Origin of the sequence: Rhodococcus sp. PAE-6, from assembly GCF_025290685.1 — a bacterium.
Lineage (GTDB): Bacteria > Actinomycetota > Actinomycetes > Mycobacteriales > Mycobacteriaceae > Rhodococcus > Rhodococcus pyridinivorans.
The window spans coordinates 932,479-954,093 of the sequence record NZ_JAOCLZ010000001.1; the positions used below are offsets into that span (position 1 = coordinate 932,479).

Below are 21,615 nucleotides of genomic sequence, written 5' to 3' on the forward strand. Positions count from 1 at the left end.
GAACTGCTGGAGGAAGCAGTGACCGCGTCGATCAGTACTGCAGGTGTTCTCCGCTACTTGGGGCTTCGAGCAGGCGGAGGTAGTTACGTCGTCGTGAAACGACGGATCGAGGACTACGGAATCGACACATCACATTTCCGGGGCATGGCCCACCAGAAGGGACGACCAGCCCGGAACCGGCTGCACTGGTCGGACGTGCTCACGGTCGCACCGGCCGGCTCGAACCGGAAGGAGACCAGAGCGCTCAGGCGCGCACTCCTCGAACACGGTCGTGCACACGAGTGCGAGATGTGCGGCATCGGACCGGAGTGGCTCGAATCTCCGCTCGCGCTCCACATCGATCACGTCGACGGCAATCCGAACGACTCCCGCTCGCACAACCTTCGCTTCCTGTGCCCGAATTGCCACAGTCAGACGCCGACCTGGGCGGGCAGGAACGCACGTCGCGTTCTCGGCGAGCCCCCCGAGCGGACTCCCGGCCGGATCGGAGCGGAACCCGAAGAGGCGGCATGATGACGCGACCGGTCAAGTACACCGAAGAGATGCTGCAGGAAGCGGTTCGGAACTGCATCAACTTCGCCGAGGTCATGCGGTACTTCGGCCTCGAACCCAATGGCGGGCACCACACGCATCTGAGCCGCCGGATCCGCGCCCTCGGCATCGACACGTCCCACTTCACCGGACGGCCCAGGACGACCGAGCGCAGACCGTACGTCCGTCACGAGTGGCAGGACCTCCTCATCGAGAAACAGCGCGGGTCCAGACGCACGAAACCGGATCAGCTCCGACGGGCGCTCGTCGAGTACGGACGCCCCTACCGGTGCAGCCGATGCGGCACCGAGCCCGAGTGGAACGGGAGACCGCTCACCTTGCACGTCGACCACATCGACGGAAACCCTAACGACTCCCGCCCGGAGAACCTCCGCTTCCTGTGCCCCAACTGCCACAGTCAGACGCCCACCTGGGCCGGACGAAACGTACAACTCCGTATGGCGCCGGAGTGACGGCCATGCCGTATCCTGCTGAGGTCTGGCGCGAGTGGCGGAATTGGCAGACGCCCGGGTTTTAGGTACCCGTGTCTTAGGACGTGGGGGTTCGAGTCCCCCCTCGCGCACCACGTGACCTCACCCACGGTGCACCGACCGGTCTTGGCAGGTCGGTGCACCGTTCGGGTACCGTCGAGGGCGTGTCCGAGCATCGCCCTCCCCGCCGGTTGGCCCTGATCATCCTGGTCCTGGTGGCCGCGGCCGGATGCCTCGGTCTCGGCTACTGGCAGTGGGTCCGGTTCGAAGCGGTCGGCGGCACCTACCAGAATCTCGGCTACGCCCTCCAGTGGCCGGCCTTCGCCTTCTTCTGCGTCTACGCCTACCGGCGCTTCGTCCGCCTCGAGGCCGAGGAGCAGGAAGCCGAGAGCACCGGCGGACGACGCCCGTCCGAGCCGGACGAGCCCACCGAGATTCCCGAGGATCTTCTTCCCACCCGTCCGCGCACGCTCGCCGAGGCACGCGAGCAGGAGGCCGCGGATCCCGACGCACAACAGATCAACGAGTACAACGAGTACCTCGCGCAGCTCGCGCGCAGGTCCGATAGGAGCGCTCAGTGAGCACGACCCCCGAGCAGGCGTCCGGCCAGGCCACCACGCCGCGCGTCGTCAGTGAGGCCGACCGCAAGAAGATCCGGTCGGCTCTGCTGCGTTACCGCGTGCTCGCCTACGCGACCGGTATCTGGCTGCTGATCCTCACCGGTGAGATGGTCGCCAAGTACATCATCGGTGTCGAGAACGTGCCGGCCTGGATCGCGATCGTGCACGGCTGGGTGTACGCGGTGTACCTGGTCCTCACCTTCGACCTGTCGATCAAGGTGCGCTGGCCGATCGCCCGGACGGTGTGGACGCTCCTGGCGGGCACCATCCCGTTCCTGTCCTTCTTCGTCGAGCACAAGCGCACCCAGCAGGTGAAGGCCGACTTCGGCGTCTGAGCCGGTAACCTCCACGAACACGAATCGGGCGGATCCTTTCGAAGGATCCGCCCGATTTCGTTGCGAACGAGCGCGCTCAGCGTCGCGGCAGGCGCACCACCTGCACGAAGAACTCGTCGATCTGGCGCACCGCGTGGATGAACTGATCGAGGTCGACCGGCTTCGTCACGTACGCGTTGGCGTGCAGCTTGTAGCTGCGGAGGATGTCCTCCTCCGCTGCCGAGGTCGTGAGGACGACGACGGGGATGTCGGTGAGGTCGGTGTCGGACTTGACCTGCTCGAGGACCTGCCGTCCGTCGTACTTGGGCAGGTTCAGGTCGAGGAGGATCAGGTCGGGCCGAGGGGCGTTCTCGTACTCTCCGCGCCGGTAGAGGAAGTCGAGTGCCTCCTCGCCGTCGCGGACCACGTGAAGGGTGTTTCCGATCTTGTTGTCCTCGAACGCTTCGCGCGTCATCAATTCGTCGCCGGGGTCGTCCTCGACGAGGAGGACGTCGATCGGCCGCCCGGAAACGCTCATGCAGATGCCCCTTTCAGAGCGACTTCGGTTGCAGACATGTCGTCGCCTGCCTTGGGAATCGTAAAGCAGAATCGACTGCCTTCCCGATACTGCGGGTCGAGCCAGATCTCTCCACCGTGGTATTCGACGATCTTGCGGCAGATGGCCAGGCCGATGCCGGTGCCGGTGTAGACGTCCCGGCCGTGCAGCCTCTGGAAGATCACGAAGACCTTGTCGGCGAACTCTTCGGCGATACCGATTCCGTTGTCCTGCACGGAAAATCGCCAGAACTCGTCGTCCCCGTCGACGATCTCCTCGCAGTCGACCCGGATCTCCACGGGCCTGTCCTCGTGGCGGAATTTGATCGCGTTGCCGATCAGGTTCTGCCACAACATGATCATCAGTGTGGGATCGCCCACGATCGTCGGCAGGGACTCGGGCCGGGTGATCTCCGCCCCGGATTCCTCGACCGCCTGGGAGATGTTCGTCAGAGCCGCGTCGAGGGTCACGTCCAGTTCGGTGCGGACGTGCGCGTCGCTGACGCGTCCGACGCGGGAGAAGGTCAGCAGGTCGTTGATCAGCACCTGCATACGCTTCGCGCCGTCGACCGCGAAGGCGATGTACTGGGTGCCGCGTTCGTCGAGCTTGTCGCCGTAACGCTTCTCGAGCAGCTGGCAGAAGGACGCGACCTTGCGCAGCGGCTCCTGCAGGTCGTGGGAGGCGACGTAGGCGAACTGTTCGAGTTCGGAGTTCGAGCGCCGCAGTTCCGTCGTCTGGTTCTCGAGTTGCTCCTCACGCTCGTGCGCGACCTGCAGTTCGCGCACGATCCGCTCGCGCATGTCCTCGACGTCGCGACCCAGCGCATAGATGTCGGCGGGGCCCTGCGGCTCGATCTCGCGCTCGAAGTTCTGGCCCGCGACGACGCTGCGCGATGCCTGTCGCAGACGCTGGATCGGACGGACCACGATCATCTGGAGCAGGACTGCCAGGCCCACGCCGGCGAGCAGGAAAACCACGACCATGCCGGCAAGGATGCGGTCGCGCGTGGTGCGGGTGTCCTCGAGAGTCGCGATGCCGTCCTCTCGGGCCTGCGTGAGATCGGCGTTCTGGACCTCGAACGCCGCCCGGAGCCGGTCGAACGCGACGCGGCCCGCATCGACGACGGCGGGATCCACGAACTGCGGTTCCCCCGGTACGACGGTGGAGATGAGCGGTTCGGCGTACACACGTCGCCACTGCGCCGCGTGCGTTTCGATCGCGTCGAGGTCCGCCATCAGCTTCTCGTCGTCGCCGACGAGAGCGCGCAACTCGGCGGCGGCAGCCTCCTCCTCCCGCCGTCCCTCCTCGTAGGGCATGAGGAAATCGGGATCGGCGGCGAGAATGTAGCCCCGTGCGCCCGTCTCCTGGTTGATCAGCGCCGATTGCAACCGGTACGCCTCGACGCGGGCGGGCTGGATCCGGTCGCGCACGTAGTTGGAGTATTCGGTCGTCTCACGGAGGAAGTGGCTGCCGACCACGGTGCCGACGACCACCAACACACCCATCACGCCGAGTACGAGCAGGAACCATGCCTGGACCGTCATCCTGCGAGAGGGAGGGCGACGCACGTCCCCCGTCTCCGCCGTTGCGTCGCTGTTCGTCATGCGGTGATGATCACTTCCTGTTCCATTGCACGTGGACGACTGCCACGTCGTCGGACAGCCCTCCCCTACTGTCCGCGAGTTTCTCGGCACCGTCGATCAGCGAGTCGGTGAACTCGGCAGCCGGCAGATGGGCGCGTTCGCGCGCGAGCTCGAGGAGTCCTTCCTCACCGAGTCGTTCCGGGCCGTCGCCTCGATGACCCTCGAACAATCCGTCGGTGAACAACACGATCGCGCCGTCCTCGGGCAGATCCAACTCGTGGACGGGCCAGGTGGCCACTCCCGGCAGCAGGCCGAGAGCGGGACCACCGGGCGCTTCGATCCAGTCGATGGTTCCGCCGTGGCGGAGCAGCAGCCCGGGATGACCGGCCCGCATGACCTCGACGGTGCCGTGGTCGGCACACATCGTGAGGTTCGTCATCGACGCGAAGAAGCGACTCTCCGTGCGCTCGGCGACGAGCAGTTCCTCGAGTTGGTGCAAGCGGCGGGGACCGTCTACCCCGCTGAGCACGAGCGTGCGCCACGCGATGCGCAGGCCCACGCCGAGGGCGGCCTCGTCGGGGCCGTGACCGGAGACGTCGCCGATGAGGACGTGGACGGTGCCGTCGCCGGTCTGCACGACGTCGTAGAAGTCGCCGCCGAGGAGAGCAGACGACCGGCCGGGTCGGTAACGGGCGACGACGTCGAAGTCCTGCCCGTCGCGCAGGAGTGGGGACGGGAGCAGGCCGCGTTCGAGTCGGGCGTTCTCCTGCGCGTGAAGCTGGCTCGCCTGGAGTTCCGCCGCAGCGATCTCGGTCTGCTTTCGCTGGATGGCGTAGCGGACGGCGCGGCCGAACAGATCGGGTTCGACGCGTCCCTTGACGAGATAGTCCTGGGCGCCGACGGACAGCGCGGCGAGGCCGGTCTGTTCCTCCGCGAGGCCGGTGAGGACGACGATGGGGACGGAATCGGTGATTTCCTGGATGCGGGCGACGGCTTCGAGGCCGCTCGCATCGGGCAGGTGGAGGTCGAGAAGTACGCAGTCGGGAGCCGACGTGGCGAGTTCGTCGCGGGCCTGCGCAAGTGTCTGCACCCACACGACGGTCATCTCGGGGGCACTGTCGACGACGAGTTCCTCCACGATGAGCGCGTCGCCCGGATCGTCCTCGATGAGGAGCAACGACGGTGGTTCGGCCGACTCGCTCTGCGCTCGGTGCATGTCCACTCGGCGCCCCTCCCTCCCTGCTCGAAAGGGAACATTACAGACTCGACGACAGCATGGTCACAGGGTGGTCACGGCGGGTCGCGGCCACGGCCGACGGACCGATATGTGCATCTATCGGCACGATCTTGCATGATGGCAAGGTGAACGATCCCATGACCGCGCATCCGCATATGACTGTTTCCACGACCCGTATCGGCTCCGTGGCCGTACTGTCCGTCAACGGCGAAGTCGACATGACGAGTGCCCCGCTCCTCGAGCAGGAAGCCCTCGCACTCCTCGACACCGACATCTCCGGACTTATCGTCGACCTCAGCGGGGTTGATTTCCTCGCTTCGATGGGTATCGCTCTGTTGGTCGAGTTGTCCAAGCGAGCCGGCGACAACACCGGTTTCGCCGTCGTGGCACATGGCAGCGCCACGGCACGCCCGCTCGAACTCCTCGGCCTCGGAGAGGTCCTGGCGATCCATCCGAAGCTCGACGACGCGCTCGTCGGCCTCGGTAACTCGCCGGAAGGCGTCTCCGAGTAGACCGCCGTACCCGACGAACCGAGGAGCCATGTCGTCTGCGCCCGAGGAGTCAGCTTTGCTTTTTCCCGACGAGATCCGTTCGTCGGGTGTGCGAGCCGACCCGACCGAGATTGCAGGCCTGCGGGTCGTCACGAGGCGGTGGCTGGCGAAGCTCCCCCTCAGCGAGGACCAACGACAGGACATACTGCTCGCGAGCTACGAAGCGCTCGCGAATGCCGTCGAGCACGCCTATGCGCCGGACGACGCGCACGGCACGCTCGACTACGAGGCGACGTATCTGCCCAACGAGGGTGAGGTGGTCGTGCGGGTCGTCGACCACGGCTCCTGGCACGACGCCGTCGACAGTGACGCCCGACGTTCACGCGGTCACGGGCTGACGCTGATCCGCAATCTGGCCAGCGACGTCCAGGTCTCGGCCGGCCCGAAGGGCACGGTCGTCGAGATGCGCTGGGTCCTCGAGGAGACGGACAGGGCAGAGAACGACAGGGTAGGGGACGACAGGGCAGGGGACGAACTCTCGTCCCACGACGCGAGCTGATCTGCGCGGTAGGCGCGCGTCGCGAGTTCCCGATCGAAGCGGCCGCGGGAGGAGCACGATGCTCCTCCCGCGGCCGCTTTCGTCATACCTGCAGGGCACCCACGTCCGGCTTCGCGGGACCGAACTTCGGTGCCAGTTCGCGGCGTGCCGCACGGTCGCCGAGGTGTTCGAGCAACCGGCGCCCCGGGAGCCGATCTCGTCAGGACCATGTGGCTGCGTTTCCATCTCCGCGGACGCGGTAGCCGCCCTGTGGAGGCGATCGCGTGGATCTTCGTGCGCACGGTCGAGAACGTGGCCGTCTCCTGTGTTCTCGACCGTCCCCCGGTGGATCGGGACGTCGTGGCCGACGAGCTCACCGCCATGGTCACGGCGTATCTGCGGGACATGTCGCTCCCCTGACGGGGCGAACCAGGTGTTCCTCGCTATCGTGGCGGGAACCCTGTGACCCTGACAGGGGTTTCCGCCGGACCCTTCGGTTCGAAGGGTCCGATTCGGGACGGTGAGTGAGGAGGCGGCGATGGCGCGTTGGAATCCACGGGTGGTACTGGACTGGTTGCGTGCGGGATATCCCGAGGGGATCCCGGCCAAGGATCACTTCGCGTTGCTTGCCGTGCTCGAGCGTCGGCTCACCGACGAGGAACTTCTCGAGGCGATCGAGACGGCGGCGGCGACCGCGTCCGAGCACCCGGAGCGGCAGGTCGACCACGACACCCTGCGGAAGATCGTGGCAGGGGTGATCCACGAGGAACCGGACCCGCAGGACGTCGAGCGCGTCCGTGAGCAGCTGGTCGCTGCGGGCTGGCCCGTTGTAGGCGGTGAACTCTCCCGCGGCGACGAGGCGGCCGAACCCGTCGAACCGGATACGCAACCGACGACCGGGACGACTGCGGCGCCGGCATCCGACGCTGTTGCTGCATCGGATACCGGCGCCGCGGAACCCGTGCGCGAGGAGCGTGGGACGCAGGCCGGCGCGCGTTAGCGATTCGCGGCGAGCCGCGAATCAGGCGCTTGCGGCGAGCGCAGCGAGGGCGGGCACGAGCTGGGCGAGTGCCCGTCCTCGATGCGACTGTGCGTCCTTCTCCTCCGCGGACAGTTCCGCGGCGGTGCGTTCCTCGCCTTCGGGGCGGAAGACCGGGTCGTAGCCGAAACCGTTCTCGCCGCGCGGCTCGCGCACGATGCTGCCGCGCCATTCGCCGCGCACGACGGTCGTGACGAATCCGTCGTCCGACGGCACCACGAGCGCGCACGCCGACACGAAGGCCGCGCCGCGACGCTCGTCCGGCACATCCTGCATCTGGCCGAGCAGCAGTGCGGTGTTCGCCTCGTCGTCGCCGTGGCGTCCGCTCCAGCGCGCCGAGAGCACGCCGGGCATGCCGCGCAGGGCGTCGACCTCGAGACCGGAGTCGTCGGCGACGCAGGGCATCCCTGTGGCGGCTGCGCCGTCGCGGGCCTTGGCTCCGGCGTTCGCTTCGAAGGTCTCCCCCGTCTCGGGTGCCTCCGGGTAGGGCGGGACGGTGTCGAGACCTACGAGTTCGATGCCGTCGATCCCGGCGCGGTCGAGCACGCGCTGCAGTTCGCGCAGCTTCTTCGCGTTGCGACTTGCGACCAGCACCCGCACGTCAGACTCCGAACTTCTTCTTGACGACCTCCGCCTCGACCGGCTCGGGCAGGGTGCCCAGGTACGGCTCGGCGAGCACCTCGCGCTGGATCCGGCACAGTTCCTCGATGCCGGCGAGCGAGGAGTCGAGCATCGCGTCGAGCGTGGAACGCGGGAAGGTCGCGCCTTCGCCGGTGCCCTGGACCTCGACGAGGGTGCCTGTCTCGGTGGCGACGACGTTCATGTCGACCTCGGCGCGCACGTCCTCCTCGTAGGGCAGGTCGAGACGGACACGTCCGTCGACCACGCCGACGCTGACGGCGGCGATCTGGCACGAGATGGGCTGCGGGTCGGCGAGGCTGCCCGCGGCACGCAGGTAGGTCACCGCGTCGCACAGTGCGACATAAGCGCCGGTGATCGCCGCGGTGCGGGTGCCTCCGTCGGCCTGCAGCACGTCGCAGTCGATCGCGATGGTGTTCTCGCCAAGGGCGGCGAGGTCGATGCATGCGCGCAGCGACCGGCCGACGAGCCGGCTGATCTCCTGGGTGCGGCCGCCGAGCTTGCCCTTGACCGATTCGCGTCCGCTGCGGGTGTGGGTGGCGGCGGGAAGCATCGCGTACTCGGCGGTGAGCCAGCCGAGACCGGAGCCCCTACGCCACCGCGGCACGCCTTCCTCGACGCTGGCGGTGCACATCACGCGGGTCTGTCCGAATTCGACGAGCACGGAGCCCGCCGGATGGTTGGTGAAACCCCGGGTGATGCGAATGCTCCGGAGTTCGTCGTCCGCTCTGCCGTCTTCTCGTGTCGTCACTCGTCCGAGCCTAGGCGATCCGGGGGCGGGCCTTTCAGATGCGGTACACGTCTCCGGCGGTGACCGCGTGGACCGGTCCGGAGTACTCGGCCTTGGCCTCGGCGATGACGTCCTCGCGGGAGGTCCACGGCGGGATGTGGGTCAGGAGGAGTTCGTCGACACCGGCGAGGGCCGCGACGCGACCGGCCTCGGTGCCCGAGAGGTGCACGCCCTCGGGGCGTTCCCCCGGCGCGTGGGTCCACGACGCCTCGGCGAGCAGCACGTGGGCGCCGCGGGCGAGTTCGACGACCGAATCGCACATGCCGGTGTCGCCGGTGTAGACGAGGGTGCGGCCGGAGTCGCTGGTGATGCGGAAGCCGTAGGCCTCCGGCGGGTGGTGGACGCGGCCGGGGCAGATGGTCAGGCTCCCGAACCGGATCTGCTCGCCGTCGCCGAGCATCCGGACGTCGAGGGTGTCGCTGACGTCGTCGACGTCGCCGGGGATCTCCGCGGACGCCACACCGATGCGGTGGGCGGTGCCGGCGGGACCGTAGGTGAGGACGCGGCCCTGCGGCGGGGACGGCGAGTAGCGGCGCCAGACCAGCAGACCGGGCAGGTCGAGGCAGTGATCGGCGTGCAGATGGGACAGGAGGATCGACACCTCGCCGGGGTCGGCGTGGCGCTGGAGCGCGCCGAGGACGCCGGGACCGAAGTCGATGACCAGGGGCGGGGTGTCCGGTGCCGTCAGCAGGTAGCCGGAGGCTGCGGAATCCGGCCCGGCCACACTGCCCGAGCACCCCAGAACGGTCATGCGCATATCAGCCATGCTGCCATGCCGAAGGTCCCTCGATGAAGCCAACGCGCGTATTGCGGCGCAGACTCACAGTGGCCGGGAAGGTGTGACGCGCGGATCGTTCGGCCACTTCGCGCGGCCGATCGGCGGGTTGTCGGCGCGGGTGGTCAGCGCGGCACGACCGAGGGGGTGGTGCGACGGGCGCGACGCGCGTCCGCGGACAGCGCCCACGCCGCGAGAACGCCGCCGACCGCACCGAAGAAGTGCCCTTCCCAGGAGATCCACGGTTCGCTCGGCAGCACCCCCCACAGCATGCCGCCGTAGAGGAACAGCACCACGACTCCCAGCAGGATCTGCCCGGCCTTGCGGGTGAACACTCCGCGCACGATCAAATAGGTGAGCCACCCGAAGATCAGGCTCGACGCTCCGATGTGGGTCTCGCCCGAGCCCGCGATCAGCCACGTCCCCACTCCTGCGACGACCCAGATGATCGCGGTCGCGGCCAGGCCGCGCCCGATGCCGGAGAGCAGCACCAGGAAGCCGAGGACGAGCGCGGGCACGGTGTTGGTGGTGAGGTGGTCCCAGTCGGCGTGCAGGATCGGCGCGAACAGCACGCCCCACAGCCCGTCGGCGGTGCGGGGTTCGACACCGGCCGCGTCGAGATCGGCGGGGAGCACCGCATCGACGGTCTCGATGCCGTAGAGCATCGCGACGAACCCGCCGATCCACAGTCCGGCACGTTGCCAGATCGGCCGGATGCGAGTGTCGGCGCCGGTGCCGCTGGGAATGGTCATGGCACCATTCTGCCGTCACGTACCGGTCAGTGGCCGAAGACCGAGGGCAGCACGTCGCGATAGGCGGGGATGTCGGCCACGGAGGTCGCGGACAGGATCGCGTCGACGATCGCGCGTTCGACCACCACGGCGGCGGCCTCGCACACCGCGGCGAGGATCGGCAGTTCGGCGGCGAAGGCCAGGATCGACGGGGCGTCGCCCAGTGCGTCGGAGAGGTCGGCGGTGCCGGTCGAGAGGGCGAAGATCGTGTCGCCGTCGAGCGGTGAGTGCGCGGGACGGATCGCGCGGCCGAGACCGTCGTGCCCGGTGACCGCGACGCGACGGCACGCCGCCTTCGACAGCGGTGCGTCGGTGGCGACCACACCGATCGTGGTGTTCAGGACGGTGCCCTTGTCGCCGAGCGCACGGGCCGCGGCCAGATCCGCCGCGGAGGGCGACGACAGTCCGAGTTCTTCGGCTCGCGCGGCGTCGACGCCCCAGGGCAGTCCGGTCACGGGGTCGAACACCGAGCCGACGGGGTTGGCGACCATCAGTGCCGCCACGGTTACCCCGGTCGCGGGACCGTCCGTGATCCGCACGCTCGCCGAGCCGATGCCGCCCTTGAGCGCCCCGGCGCGGGCACCGGTGCCGGCGCCGACGCTGCCGCGCTCGAGGTGCGTGGAGCTGGCGGTGGCCGAGGCGGTGCATCCGGAATCGGCGGTCGGGCGCGCGGACCACTGACCCACCGGCAGGTCGAAGATGACGGCGCCGGGGACGATCGGGACGACCGCGCCGGGCGCGCCCATCGGGATGCCCTTGCCGTTCTTCTCGAGATAGCGCATCACGCCGTCGGCGGCGGCCAGCCCGTATGCGCTGCCACCGGTGAGGAGGACCGCGTCGACACGCTGCACGGAATGACTCGGATCGAGCAGGTCGGTCTCCCGGGTGCCCGGTCCCCCGCCGCGCACGTCCACCGATGCGACGGCGGACGGGTCGGCGAGCACGACGGTGCATCCCGTGGCGGCGCCCGTACCGGGAATCTCGGGGGTGCCGACGGTGACCTCGGGATCGAGGCGCTGCCAGTGGCCGACACTCAGACCCGCCACGTCGAGCAGCGAATCGGTCGGCCCCGGCACGGTCACGGCTGAAGCGCCTGGACGAGGGAGTCCTGCATCCATGTCAGCCAGTGGTAGACGTCGAGATGCGGGGCACGCGGATCGTCGTCGTCGAGGACGTCGGGGGTGTCGGCGTCGATGCCGAGGGTGGTGCCGAGCGCGAGCCGCACGTCGTTGAGCCCGTACAGCCAGGCTTCGGCCTGTTCGGGATTGAGCACCACCTTGCCGCCGCCTTCGGGCACGGTGCGCAGGATGACCGCGCCGGCGGCGAGCTTCGCATCGATGATGCTCGGTTCGTGCAGGCTCCGCATCGCACCGTTGAGGTCGGCGGCGTCGTCGCCGACATCGGCGACGGCATCGGCATCGGGGCGGTGGAAGTCGGGAAGGAGTCGTCGCAGCGCCGGGATCTCGGGCGGGGTGGCGTTACCGGTGCGCAGGCCGGTCAGCGCCGCGAGGTCGTCCTGCGGGGCCTGTCCGGCGCGTTCCTCGAGCATGCCCAGCACGGAGGACACGAGCGACCGCAGCACCGACGCTTCGTGGGCGTCCATCTCCGACCGGAGCTTGGGGCCGCTGAGCGAGTTCTTCCTGGTCCACTGCCGCACGTCGGTCGGGCCCTCCTGTGGGGATCATTCGTCGCGTTGCATCGTCGCCCACAGTCCGGCGGCGTGCAGACGCTGCACGTCGTGTTCCATCTTGTCACGCGAACCACTCGACACGACGGCCTTGCCCTCGTTGTGGACCTTGAGCATGAGCTCGGTGGCCTTGGCCTTGCTGTACCCGAACAGCTTCTGGAAGATGAACGTCACGTAGTGCATGAGGTTGACGGGGTCGTCCCAGACCACGGTCACCCATGGCCTGTCGACCGCTTCGATCTCCTCGACGATTTCGGCCTCGGCCGGAACGGCCTGTCCCGCCATGGCCGGAACGGCCTGGCCGGCCATGAATCGGACGTCGAGCGGAGTGGTCGTACTACACGGCGCCATGTTCCCAGGGTACGACTTCGGAGCACGGCGAAAAACCCGCCTCGGAGGCCGTGGCTCTACAGTGATCGGGTGCCCGAAGCCATTCACCGTGCCGGTCGTCCCGGCACCGCACTGTTCACGGACAAGTACGAGTTGACCATGCTCGAGGCTGCCCTGGCGGACGGCACGGGCGACCGCCCGTGCGTCTTCGAGGTCTTCGCCCGGCGTCTTCCCCCGGGCCGGCGGTACGGCGTCGTCGCAGGCACCGCGCGGTTGATCGAGGCACTCGGATCGTTCCGGTTCGACGAGGCCGAACTCGAACTCGCCGCCGGTTTTCTCGCTCCGCGCACCGTCGAGTGGCTGCGCGACTTCCGGTTCTCCGGCGACATCGACGGCTACCGCGAGGGCGACTTCTACTTCCCGGGTTCACCGATCCTGTCGGTGAGCGGCACCTTCGCCGAGTGTGTGCTACTCGAGACGCTGACGCTGTCGATCTTCAACCACGACAGTGCGATCGCCTCCGCGGCGGCGCGCATGGTGAGTGTGGCCGACGGCCGCGCGCTCATCGAGATGGGGTCGCGGCGTACCCACGAGGAAGCGGCGGTCGCCGCGGCGCGCGCGGCCTATCTCGCGGGCTTCGACTCGACGTCCAATCTGCAGGCCGCACAGCGGTACGGCATCCCCGCAGCGGGTACCGCCGCGCACGCGTTCACCCTGCTGCACACCACGACGGCTGGTCGCGACGAGGCGTCCGCCTTCCGCAGCCAGGTCGAGAGTCTCGGTGTGGGCACGACCCTGCTGGTGGACACCTACGACATCACCGAGGGCGTGAACACGGCGATCGCGGTGGCCGGCCCCGAACTCGGTGGCGTGCGGATCGATTCGGGCGATCTCGGTGTGCTCGCCCGCCAGGTGCGCGAACAACTCGACGGACTCGGCGCGACCCGCACGAAGATCGTGATGTCCGGTGATCTCGACGAATACGGGATCGCGGGTCTGCGCGCCGAACCGGTCGACGGCTACGGCGTCGGCACCTCGCTGGTGACCGGCTCGGGGGCTCCGACGGCGGGCATGGTCTTCAAGCTCGTGGAGGTCGATGGCCTCGCGGTCGAGAAGCGCAGTGCGTCGAAGGAGTCCCGAGGGGGCGCGAAGCGGGCCGTCCGGTACGCGCGGAGGACGGGCACGCTCGTCGAGGAGGTCGTGTACCCGGCCCGCGCCGAGCAGGTCCCGCCGGGCGAGGGTTCACAGGTCCACGAACTGATGATCCCGCTGGTCCGCGGCGGCGAGGCGGTCGGCGATCTGCCTACCCTGGAGGAGAGCCGTGAGTACCTCCGGCAGGGCATGGTGCGTCTGCCGTGGGAGGGCCTGACGCTCTCGGCCGGGGATCCCGCCATCCCCACCCGCTTCGTCCGTGAGGGGTGAGTGCCATGCGCGCATTGCTGGTGGTCGACGTCCAGAACGACTTCTGCGAGGGCGGTTCGCTCGCCGTGGAGGGCGGCTCGCGGGTGGCGTCCGACATCACCCGGTTCCTGCAGGCGCACGGTGACGACTACGCGTACATCGCTGCAACCCGCGACCACCACGTCGATCCCGGAGACCATTTCTCTCCCGAACCCGATTTCGTCGACTCGTGGCCGCCGCACTGCCGGGCAGGGACGCCGGGCGCGGACTTCCACCCGGAACTGACTACGGACCGGTTCGAGGCCGTCTTCTCGAAGGGTGCCGACGACGCCGCCTATTCGGGCTTCGAAGGAATCGACGACGAGGGCACGACGTTGGCGTCGTGGTTGCGCGACCGCGGCGTGACGGACGTCGACATCGTCGGGATCGCCACCGACCACTGTGTGCGGGCCACCGCGCTCGACGCGATCGCGGAGGGTTTCGGCGCCCGGGTGCTGCTGCCGTACACCGCCGGGGTGTCGGAGACGACGATCCGCCCAGCCCTCGAGCGGATGCGCGAGGCCGGTGTCGAGCTGGTCACCGACCTTCCCGGCGTCACCGATATCACCGAAGTCACAGGTAGCTGGGCCGCAGACCGAAGGTGACGGTGGGGACCGATAGCCTGTGCCGGTGCCGGATCTCCCCGAAGTCCCAGAATTGCTGCGAACCGCGGTGCACGCGCTGGGCGGTAAGGAGCGGCGCAACCAGCTGACGATGGCCTCGGCCGTCGCGCACAGCATCGATACCGGCGAACACCTCGCCGTGCAGGCCGGCACGGGTACCGGCAAGTCGCTGGCCTATCTCGTGCCGAGCATCCGCTACGCGGTGAAGACGGGTCGCACCGTGGTGGTCTCCACCGCGACCATCGCGCTGCAGCGGCAGCTCGTCGAGCGCGACCTGCCGCGACTCGCCGACGCCCTCGCCGGTTCGCTCGGCCGTCGCCCGCGTTTCGCGATCCTCAAGGGTCGCGGAAACTACCTGTGCCTGAACAAGATCCATACCGGTCTCGCCGAGGAGACGCCCGACGCCGAACTGTTCGACGCGTTCGCCCTCTCGCGCATCGGCCGCGAAGTGCGGCGGGTGACGGAGTGGTCGTCCACCACCGAGACCGGCGACCGCGACGACCTGTCCCCCGGTGTCTCCGATCAGGCGTGGCGTCAGTTGTCCGTCACCGCCCGCGAGTGCCTCGGCAAGTCGCGGTGCCCGGTGGGAGAAGACTGCTTCGCCGAGATCGCGCGCGCCGAGGCCGCGCAGGTCGACGTGGTCGTCACCAACCACGCGCTGCTCGCGATCGATGCGATCACCGGCATCTCGATCCTGCCCGAGCACGATGTCGTGGTCGTCGACGAGGCCCATGAACTCGTCGATCGGATCACGAACGTCGCCACGGCCGAGTTGTCGCCGGGCACGGTGTCGGCGGCTGCGCGGCGCTGCGTCAAGCTCGTCGAGGACCAGGAGATCGACCGGCTCGACGGTGCCGCCGAGAACTGGGAGTCGTTCCTCGAAGAACTGCCGGCTGGGCGCTGGGACGAACTGCCCGAGGGCGCGGCGGCCGCGCTGGCCTCGATCCGCGATGCCGCCTGGGCCGTACACACGGCGATCGGACCGGCCAAGCCCGGCACCGATCCCGAGGTCGCCGCGGCCCGCAGTCAGGCGCTCGCGGAGATCGACGAGGTGCACGACTGCGCGGTCCGGGTGCTGACGACCTTCGAGCAGCGAGACCCTTCGCAGCGACCCGACGTCGTGTGGCTTGCCGCCGACGAGTTCCGCGGCAACGTGCGCCGCACCGTGCGGGTCGCGCCGCTGTCGGTCGGTGGGTTGTTGCGCAGCCGGTTGTTCGGTGAGTCCACCGTCGTCCTCACGTCCGCGACCCTCACGGTCGGCGGGTCGTTCGACGGCCTCGCGGTCAACTGGGGTCTGCCGCCGCAGTCGCCGGCCCGCAGCGACACCACCTCCGCGTCGGGTGCCGAACCTCCTTCCGACAAGGGCGATCTCGCGTGGAATGGGATCGACGTGGGGTCGCCCTTCGATCACGCGAAGGCGGGCATCCTCTACATCGCCAAGCATTTGACGCCACCCGGCCGCGACGGTCTGCCGCCCTCGCATCTCGACGAGATCGCCGAACTGGTCACCGCCGCCGAGGGGCGCACGCTCGGGTTGTTCTCCTCGATGCGCGCCGCGAAGGCCGCCACCGAGGCGCTGCGCGAGCGTCTCGACACGCCGATCCTGTGCCAGGGCGACGACGCGACCGGCGCGCTGGTCGAGAAGTTCGCAGCCGACGACGCGACGAGCCTGTTCGGCACCCTGTCGCTGTGGCAGGGCGTCGACGTTCCGGGCCCGTCGCTGTCGCTGGTGATCATCGACCGCATTCCGTTCCCCCGCCCCGACGATCCGCTGCTGGTCGCCCGGCAGCGCGCCGTGGAGGCTCGCGGCGGGAACGGGTTCATGGCGGTCGCCGCCAATCACGCCGCTCTGCTGTTGGCGCAGGGTGTCGGGCGACTGTTGCGCAGCACCGACGACCGGGGCGTGGTGGCGGTGCTCGACTCGCGCCTGGCGACCGCACGGTACGGCGGTTATCTGCGCGCGTCGCTGCCGCCGTTCTGGGAGACGGCCGATCCGGCGGTGGTCCGCCGGGCACTCACGCGTCTGCGCGGCTGAGCACCCGGCGGGTCCTGATCTCCTACGGGAGCGCGACCATGCCGAGTTCGGCGGGTGAGGCGAGCAGCCCGTGCCTGGGCAGCACCCGCACCGTGTAGCCGACGGCGCCGGCGAGCGGCAGCGGCACGGTCGCGGTGAACTCCTCTCCCAGCGGGTCGGTACCGATGTGCTGCATCGGCACGGTGACGGGGTCGCCGATCGTGTCGTCGGAGCCTACGCGCCCGACCACGGCCTGCACCTCGACATCTTCCGGGGTCAGGTCGCCGAGTTGGACGTGCGCGGTCAGCCCCAGCGGCAGGCCGATCTGCGGCACGTCCGGGATCGGCGTCGAATCGACCTGCGCGACACGCACTCCCGGCCACGCCGCCTCGATGCGGTGCCGGTAGTCGGCCAGCGCCCGCGCACCCGCGTAGTCGTCGGCGGTCACCTTCGAGGCTGCCGCGGCCGCGGGGATGTAGTAGTCGACGGCGTAATCGCGCACCATGCGCGAGGCGAGCACCTTCGGGCCGAGATCCTCGAGCGTGTGGCGCACCATCTCGATCCAGCGGGCCGGCACACCGTCGGAGTCGCGGTCGTAGAAGCGCGGCAGCACCGAGCGTTCGAGCAACTCGTACAGCGCCGCGGCCTCGAGATCGTCGCGGCGGGTGTCGTCGACCCCGTCGGCGGTGGGGATGGCCCAGCCGTTCTCGCCGTCGAACATCTCGTCCCACCATCCGTCGCGGATGGACAGGTTGAGACCGCCGTTGAGAGCCGACTTCATGCCCGACGTACCGCACGCCTCGAGCGGGCGCAGCGGGTTGTTCAGCCACACATCGCAACCCCAGTACAGATAGCGGGCCATCGACATGTCGTAGTTGGGCAGGAAGACGATTCGGTGCCGCACGTCGTACTCGTCGGCGAACCGCACGACCTGCTGGATGAGCGCCTTGCCGGCGTCGTCGGCGGGGTGGCTCTTGCCGGCGACGACGAGCTGCACGGGCCGTTCGTCGTCGAGCAGCAGGGCGCGCAGCCGTTCGGGGTCGCGCAGCATCAGGGTGAGGCGCTTGTAGGTGGGCACGCGGCGCGCGAACCCGACGGTGAGGACGTTCGGATCGAAGACCGACTCGATCCAGCCCAGTTCGGCCTCGGTGGCGCCGCGTTCGAGCCACGACTCGCGCAGCCGGCGACGCACCTCGGCGACGAGCTGGGCGCGCAGCGCGTTCCGGGTGGACCACAGTTCCTTGCGGTCGATGGTCTGGAGCAGTTCCCAGCCGCGGGCCTCCTCGACGCGGTCGGGTCCGGCGAGGCGGTTGGCGAGCGCGATCCATTCGCGCGCGGCCCAGGTGGGGGCGTGCACACCGTTGGTGACCGAGCCGATGGGCACTTCGGCGGCGTCGAATCCGGGCCACAGTCCTTCGAACATGCCGCGGCTGACCTCGCCGTGCAGCTTCGACACACCGTTGCAGCGCTGGCCGAGGCGCAGACCGAGATGTGCCATGTTGAACACGTTCGGGTTGCTCTCGCGTCCGAGCGCGAGGATGCGGTCGACGGTGAGGCCGGGCAACAGTGCCGACTCGTTCTCGCCGTTGGTGCCCGAGAAGTAGTGGCGCACGAGATCGATCGGGAAGCGGTCGATACCCGCGGGCACGGGGGTGTGGGTGGTGAAGACCGTGCCGGCCCGCACGGCGGCGAGCGCTTCGTCGAAGTCGAGTCCGGCGCCGGTGACGAGTTCGCGGATGCGTTCGGCGCCGAGGAAGCCCGCGTGTCCCTCGTTCATGTGGAAGACATCGGGGTCGGGCAGGCCGTGGATGCGCGTGTAGGCGCGCACCGCGCGGACACCGCCGACGCCGGCGAGGATCTCCTGCTTGATGCGGTGGTCCTGGTCGCCGCCGTAGAGGCGGTCGGTGACCCCGCACAGCTCCTCGTCGTTGGACGGGATGTCGGAGTCGAGCAGCAGCAGCGGGACGCGCCCGACCTGGGCGATCCAGATTCGCGCGTCGAGTGTGCGCCCGCCCGGCACGGCGACCTGCACGAGCGCGGCGGTGCCGTCGGCCTCGGTGAGCAGTCGCAGCGGCAGGCCCTGCGGGTCGTAGGAGGGGTAGTGCTCCATCTGCCATCCGTCGGCGCTGAGCGACTGCCGGAAGTAGCCGGACCGGTAGAGCAGGCCGACGCCGATGAGCGGCAGGCCGAGATCGGAGGCGGCCTTGAGGTGGTCGCCGGCAAGGATTCCGAGGCCGCCGGAGTAGTTCGGCAGCACCTCGGTGACACCGAACTCCATGGAGAAGTAGGCGATGCCGGCGGGCAGTGTCGTGCCGCGCTCCTGCTGTTCCTGGAACCAGCGGGGGCGGGTGAGGTAGTGCTCGAGGTCGGCGGCAGCGGCGTCGAGCCGGGCGAGGAAGTCGCCGTCCTCGGCGAGCGCATCGAGTCGGGCCGGCGGCACCTCGCCGAGCAGTCGGACAGGGTCATTGCTGCACCGGCGCCACAGGTCCGGGTCGACCGATTCGAACAGGTCCTGGGTCTGCGGGTGCCACGACCATCTGAGGTTGGCCGTCAGGGCTCCCAGCGCAGCCAGCCGCTCGGGAAGATGGGCTCGTACGGTGAACCGGCGCAGTGCTTTCACGGGGTGCACACTACCGACCGACCGAGCTTCGTGACGGCCGGGCGACGGATCTCATGTGCCCGGATCCATGCCGGTCGCGGACAGGATCGCCCGGCACTCGGAGAGGGCCACACCGCGGGGCCTTCTCTCCTGCGGCCGACCTCCCGTCGGCCGGTGGACTCAGAGTCCGCCGAGGAGCAGGTGCAGCAGGTCTCCGACGACTCCGATCAGCCCGGCAACCAGACCCATGTGTTCTTCCCTTCGTCGTGCCTCCGAGGAGGCTGTTGTCGTCTTGCAGAACAAACAGTAGGGAGCGGGGTGTTGCCGTCCGGTCAATTGAAGTGAACGGTGAGTTACAGATAATTTCGCCGCTGCAGAGGGGATCCTTCGCGGGTCCCGCCGCATGCACAGCCGCGCGGCGCGACCTCCATTACGGTGGTTCGAGACACGGTCGTTGCCCCCATCGGCCCTGCTCGTCCACCCGGACCCGCACGGAACGGAGCTAGCGTGACAGGTCGGCTCGCCATCGACGACGTACAACCCTCCATCGACGGAGGGCGTTATCCGACGAAGGCGGTCGTCGGGGAGGTGGTGCCGGTCTCCGCCGTGGTGTGGCGCGAGGGCCACGACGCGATCGCCGCGACACTCGCCGTTCGAGGACCGGCCGACGATCCCGAATCCGCCGGCAGGCTGGTGCGGATCCCGATGGTTCCGGGCACCGAACCCGACACCTTCCACGCCACCTTCTCCCCCACGAGCGTCGGTGCGTGGACCTACCGGGTCGAGGCGTGGAGCGACCCGGTGGCGACCTGGCGGCACGCGGTCACCGCGAAGACCGACGCCGGGCAGGACGCCGCCGAACTCGCGAACGACCTCGAGGTCGGCGCACGGATCTTCGAGAAGGCCGCGAAGGGCGCACCGCGCGGCAACCGTCCCGCTCTCCTCGCGGTCGCTGCGTCCCTGCGCTCCGACCGTCCGCTGGCCGAGCGCATCGCCCCGGCCTTCGCCCCCGACGTCACCGAGATCCTCCGCGCCCATCCGCTCCGCGAGCTGATCACGCGTGGAAAGGCGTTCACGGCGTTCGCCGATCGTCGCCGCGCGCTGTTCGGCTCCTGGTACGAGTTCTTTCCCCGGTCCACCGGAGGCTGGTACGAGGACGGAACCCCGCGGCACGGCACCTTCGCCACGGCCGCCGCAGATCTGCCGCGCATCGCGGCGATGGGCTTCGACGTCGTCTACCTCCCCCCGATCCATCCGATCGGCAAGGTCAACCGCAAGGGACCGAACAACACCCTCGTCGCCGGCCCGGACGACGTCGGGTCGCCCTGGGCGATCGGTTCCGACGAGGGCGGCCACGACGCCATCCACCCCGAACTCGGCACCGAGCAGGACTTCCGCGATTTCGTCGCCCGCGCGAAGGAACTCGAGCTCGAGGTCGCCCTCGATCTCGCCCTGCAGTGCGCCCCCGACCACCCGTGGGCGCGTGAGCATCCGGAATGGTTCACCGTGCTGCCCGACGGCACGATCGCGTATGCGGAGAACCCGCCCAAGAAGTACCAGGACATCTATCCGATCAACTTCGACGACGACCCCGAGGGCATCTACGCCGAGGTCCTGCGCGTGGTCCGGCACTGGATCCGGTTGGGCGTCGACATCTTCCGCGTCGACAATCCGCACACCAAGCCCCCGAACTTCTGGGAGCAGCTCATCGCCGAAATCAAGCGCACCGATCCCGACGTGCTGTTCCTGTCGGAGGCGTTCACCCGGCCCGCCCGCATGTATGGGCTCGCGCGACGCGGATTCACGCAGTCCTACACGTATTTCACGTGGCGGGTCGCGAAATGGGAGCTCACCGAGTTCGGTACCGAGATCGCCGCGAAGGCCGACGAGGCCAGACCGAACCTGTTCGTCAACACCCCCGACATCCTGCACGAGACCCTGCAGCACGGCGGACCGGGCATGTTCGCGCTGCGCGCGGCGCTCGCCGCCACCCTGGCTCCCTCGTGGGGCGTGTACTCGGGGTACGAACTGTTCGAGCACCTCGCGGTGCGGCCGGGCAGCGAGGAGTACCTCGACTCGGAGAAGTACCAGTTGCGGCCGCGCCGATACGACGAGGCACGCCGGCGCGGCGAGTCGCTCGAACCGTGGCTGACCACCCTCAACCGCATCCGGCGCGCGCATCCGGCGTTGCAGCAACTGCGCAACATCGCCTTCCACCACGTCGACAACGACGCGCTCATCGCCTACTCGAAGTTCGATCCGTCCACCGGGGACTGCGTCCTCACGGTGATCAACCTCAACCCCTATGGGGCCGAACAGGGCACGGTCTGGCTCGACATGCCGGCGATCGGGCACGACTGGCACGACCACTTCCCTGTTTACGACGAGGTGAGTGGGGAACAGTACTCGTGGGGACAGGCCAACTACGTGCGCCTCGAGCCGTGGCGGGCGGTGGCGCACATCCTGGTCCTGCCTCCGATCGGCATCCCCACCCGCACAACGCTCGCCTACAGGAGGCAGTCGTGAC

22 protein-coding genes, 1 tRNA gene and 1 pseudogene are annotated in these 21,615 nt (G+C 68.9%); 13 read left to right on the plus strand and 11 right to left on the minus strand.

From position 1 onward, the window contains the following. Positions 1 to 93 precede the first annotated feature (93 nt). From NVV99_RS04290 to NVV99_RS04310, 5 genes are all read left to right on the plus strand, one after another. On the plus strand, positions 94 to 513 hold the full coding sequence (locus NVV99_RS04290) for an HNH endonuclease signature motif containing protein (protein ID WP_313906241.1): 420 nt from the start codon (positions 94 to 96) through the stop codon (positions 511 to 513). Then, positions 513 to 1,004, plus strand: a complete 492-nt coding sequence (locus NVV99_RS04295; protein ID WP_024100523.1) for an HNH endonuclease — start codon at positions 513 to 515, stop codon at positions 1,002 to 1,004. The genes NVV99_RS04290 and NVV99_RS04295 overlap by 1 nt, the downstream gene beginning before the upstream one ends. A gap of 28 nt (positions 1,005 to 1,032) precedes the next feature. After that, a tRNA-Leu gene (locus NVV99_RS04300) sits at positions 1,033 to 1,117 on the plus strand. A gap of 69 nt (positions 1,118 to 1,186) precedes the next feature. Continuing rightward, positions 1,187 to 1,603 carry a hypothetical protein gene (locus tag NVV99_RS04305; protein WP_024100522.1) on the plus strand — a complete coding sequence of 139 codons (417 nt, stop codon included), beginning with the start codon at positions 1,187 to 1,189 and terminating at the stop codon, positions 1,601 to 1,603. Further along, a complete protein-coding gene (locus NVV99_RS04310) occupies positions 1,600 to 1,977 on the plus strand; it encodes a DUF3817 domain-containing protein (RefSeq protein WP_006554752.1) in 378 nt (125 codons plus the stop codon). The genes NVV99_RS04305 and NVV99_RS04310 overlap by 4 nt, the downstream gene beginning before the upstream one ends. A gap of 76 nt (positions 1,978 to 2,053) precedes the next feature. Here the strand turns inward: NVV99_RS04310 and NVV99_RS04315 are convergent, their stop codons facing one another. From NVV99_RS04315 to NVV99_RS04325, 3 genes are all read right to left on the minus strand, one after another. Then, entirely contained in the window at positions 2,054 to 2,494 is a 441-nt protein-coding gene (locus NVV99_RS04315; RefSeq protein WP_019288995.1) for a response regulator, read from the minus strand. Then, a complete protein-coding gene (locus NVV99_RS04320; protein ID WP_024100521.1) occupies positions 2,491 to 4,056 on the minus strand; it encodes a CHASE3 domain-containing protein in 1,566 nt (521 codons plus the stop codon). Before NVV99_RS04320 ends, NVV99_RS04315 begins: the two co-directional genes overlap by 4 nt. Before the next feature lie 70 nt (positions 4,057 to 4,126). After that, on the minus strand, positions 4,127 to 5,311 hold the full coding sequence (locus NVV99_RS04325) for a PP2C family protein-serine/threonine phosphatase (RefSeq protein ID WP_242411746.1): 1,185 nt from the start codon (positions 5,309 to 5,311) through the stop codon (positions 4,127 to 4,129). A gap of 176 nt (positions 5,312 to 5,487) precedes the next feature. On the opposite strand from NVV99_RS04325, the gene NVV99_RS04330 reads away from it, so the two are divergent. The 4 genes and pseudogenes from NVV99_RS04330 to NVV99_RS27095 form a co-directional block, all read left to right on the plus strand. Then, complete coding sequence (locus NVV99_RS04330; RefSeq protein WP_019288992.1) at positions 5,488 to 5,844, plus strand: STAS domain-containing protein; 357 nt, start codon at positions 5,488 to 5,490, stop codon at positions 5,842 to 5,844. Between the two features lie 55 nt (positions 5,845 to 5,899). Further along, positions 5,900 to 6,382, plus strand: coding sequence for an ATP-binding protein (locus tag NVV99_RS04335; RefSeq protein ID WP_024100519.1), 483 nt, complete (start codon positions 5,900 to 5,902; stop codon positions 6,380 to 6,382). Positions 6,383 to 6,589: 207 nt separating this feature from the next. Then, positions 6,590 to 6,781, plus strand: coding sequence for a hypothetical protein (locus NVV99_RS04340; protein WP_024100517.1), 192 nt, complete (start codon positions 6,590 to 6,592; stop codon positions 6,779 to 6,781). Positions 6,782 to 6,899: 118 nt separating this feature from the next. Then, a pseudogene (locus NVV99_RS27095) lies at positions 6,900 to 7,193 on the plus strand (DUF3349 domain-containing protein); the annotation flags it as partial. Positions 7,194 to 7,382: 189 nt separating this feature from the next. Here NVV99_RS27095 and rdgB read toward each other — a convergent pair. From rdgB to clpS, 7 genes are all read right to left on the minus strand, one after another. After that, a complete protein-coding gene (gene rdgB / locus NVV99_RS04350; protein WP_006554745.1) occupies positions 7,383 to 7,994 on the minus strand; it encodes an RdgB/HAM1 family non-canonical purine NTP pyrophosphatase in 612 nt (203 codons plus the stop codon). Between the two features lie 7 nt (positions 7,995 to 8,001). Then, complete coding sequence (rph, locus tag NVV99_RS04355; protein WP_006554744.1) at positions 8,002 to 8,790, minus strand: ribonuclease PH; 789 nt, start codon at positions 8,788 to 8,790, stop codon at positions 8,002 to 8,004. Positions 8,791 to 8,824: 34 nt separating this feature from the next. Beyond that, positions 8,825 to 9,586, minus strand: a complete 762-nt coding sequence (locus NVV99_RS04360) for a cyclic nucleotide-degrading phosphodiesterase (RefSeq protein WP_041803299.1) — start codon at positions 9,584 to 9,586, stop codon at positions 8,825 to 8,827. 143 nt (positions 9,587 to 9,729) lie between these two features. Continuing rightward, the gene (locus NVV99_RS04365; protein WP_024100513.1) at positions 9,730 to 10,356 is read right to left on the minus strand and encodes a rhomboid family intramembrane serine protease; all 627 of its coding nucleotides are present in this window, start codon (positions 10,354 to 10,356) and stop codon (positions 9,730 to 9,732) included. Positions 10,357 to 10,382: 26 nt separating this feature from the next. Then, complete coding sequence (locus NVV99_RS04370; protein ID WP_024100512.1) at positions 10,383 to 11,477, minus strand: P1 family peptidase; 1,095 nt, start codon at positions 11,475 to 11,477, stop codon at positions 10,383 to 10,385. Then, positions 11,474 to 12,052, minus strand: a complete 579-nt coding sequence (locus NVV99_RS04375) for a DUF2017 domain-containing protein (protein WP_024100511.1) — start codon at positions 12,050 to 12,052, stop codon at positions 11,474 to 11,476. The genes NVV99_RS04370 and NVV99_RS04375 overlap by 4 nt, the downstream gene beginning before the upstream one ends. Before the next feature lie 24 nt (positions 12,053 to 12,076). Continuing rightward, complete coding sequence (gene clpS / locus NVV99_RS04380; protein ID WP_006554739.1) at positions 12,077 to 12,391, minus strand: ATP-dependent Clp protease adapter ClpS; 315 nt, start codon at positions 12,389 to 12,391, stop codon at positions 12,077 to 12,079. A gap of 111 nt (positions 12,392 to 12,502) precedes the next feature. Between clpS and NVV99_RS04385 the strand changes: the two genes are divergently transcribed. Genes NVV99_RS04385 through NVV99_RS04395 form a run of 3 tightly spaced genes read left to right on the plus strand, consistent with a single transcriptional unit; the run spans position 12,503 to position 16,510 of the window. Beyond that, positions 12,503 to 13,834: a nicotinate phosphoribosyltransferase gene (locus NVV99_RS04385; RefSeq protein WP_024100509.1), complete on the plus strand. Its 1,332-nt coding sequence runs from the start codon at positions 12,503 to 12,505 to the stop codon at positions 13,832 to 13,834. A 5-nt stretch (positions 13,835 to 13,839) separates the two neighbouring features. Further along, positions 13,840 to 14,457 carry a nicotinamidase gene (locus tag NVV99_RS04390; RefSeq protein ID WP_006554737.1) on the plus strand — a complete coding sequence of 206 codons (618 nt, stop codon included), beginning with the start codon at positions 13,840 to 13,842 and terminating at the stop codon, positions 14,455 to 14,457. 25 nt (positions 14,458 to 14,482) lie between these two features. Continuing rightward, a complete protein-coding gene (locus NVV99_RS04395) occupies positions 14,483 to 16,510 on the plus strand; it encodes an ATP-dependent DNA helicase (RefSeq protein WP_024100508.1) in 2,028 nt (675 codons plus the stop codon). 22 nt (positions 16,511 to 16,532) lie between these two features. On the opposite strand, the gene glgP is transcribed toward NVV99_RS04395, so the two are convergent. Continuing rightward, positions 16,533 to 19,109 carry an alpha-glucan family phosphorylase gene (gene glgP / locus NVV99_RS04400; protein WP_024100507.1) on the minus strand — a complete coding sequence of 859 codons (2,577 nt, stop codon included), beginning with the start codon at positions 19,107 to 19,109 and terminating at the stop codon, positions 16,533 to 16,535. 486 nt (positions 19,110 to 19,595) lie between these two features. Here glgP and NVV99_RS04405 point away from each other — a divergent pair, with 486 nt between their 5' ends. Continuing rightward, positions 19,596 to 21,614 carry a maltotransferase domain-containing protein gene (locus tag NVV99_RS04405; RefSeq protein ID WP_024100506.1) on the plus strand — a complete coding sequence of 673 codons (2,019 nt, stop codon included), beginning with the start codon at positions 19,596 to 19,598 and terminating at the stop codon, positions 21,612 to 21,614. Position 21,615: the final 1 nt, after the last annotated feature.

What these genes read in the sequence shown, in the direction of transcription:
- NVV99_RS04325 (WP_242411746.1), bottom strand. Translation starts at nt 5,311, where the DNA reads ATGCACCGAGCGCAGAGCGAGTCGGCCGAACCACCGTCGTTGCTCCTC.
- NVV99_RS04390 (WP_006554737.1), top strand. Translation starts at nt 13,840, where the DNA reads ATGCGCGCATTGCTGGTGGTCGACGTCCAGAACGACTTCTGCGAGGGC.
- NVV99_RS04320 (WP_024100521.1), bottom strand. Translation starts at nt 4,056, where the DNA reads ATGACGGTCCAGGCATGGTTCCTGCTCGTACTCGGCGTGATGGGTGTG.
- NVV99_RS04295 (WP_024100523.1), top strand. Translation starts at nt 513, where the DNA reads ATGACGCGACCGGTCAAGTACACCGAAGAGATGCTGCAGGAAGCGGTT.
- NVV99_RS04315 (WP_019288995.1), bottom strand. Translation starts at nt 2,494, where the DNA reads ATGAGCGTTTCCGGGCGGCCGATCGACGTCCTCCTCGTCGAGGACGAC.
- NVV99_RS04340 (WP_024100517.1), top strand. Translation starts at nt 6,590, where the DNA reads ATGTGGCTGCGTTTCCATCTCCGCGGACGCGGTAGCCGCCCTGTGGAG.
- clpS (WP_006554739.1), bottom strand. Translation starts at nt 12,391, where the DNA reads ATGGCCGGCCAGGCCGTTCCGGCCATGGCGGGACAGGCCGTTCCGGCC.
- NVV99_RS04365 (WP_024100513.1), bottom strand. Translation starts at nt 10,356, where the DNA reads ATGACCATTCCCAGCGGCACCGGCGCCGACACTCGCATCCGGCCGATC.
- NVV99_RS04360 (WP_041803299.1), bottom strand. Translation starts at nt 9,586, where the DNA reads ATGCGCATGACCGTTCTGGGGTGCTCGGGCAGTGTGGCCGGGCCGGAT.
- NVV99_RS04330 (WP_019288992.1), top strand. Translation starts at nt 5,488, where the DNA reads ATGACTGTTTCCACGACCCGTATCGGCTCCGTGGCCGTACTGTCCGTC.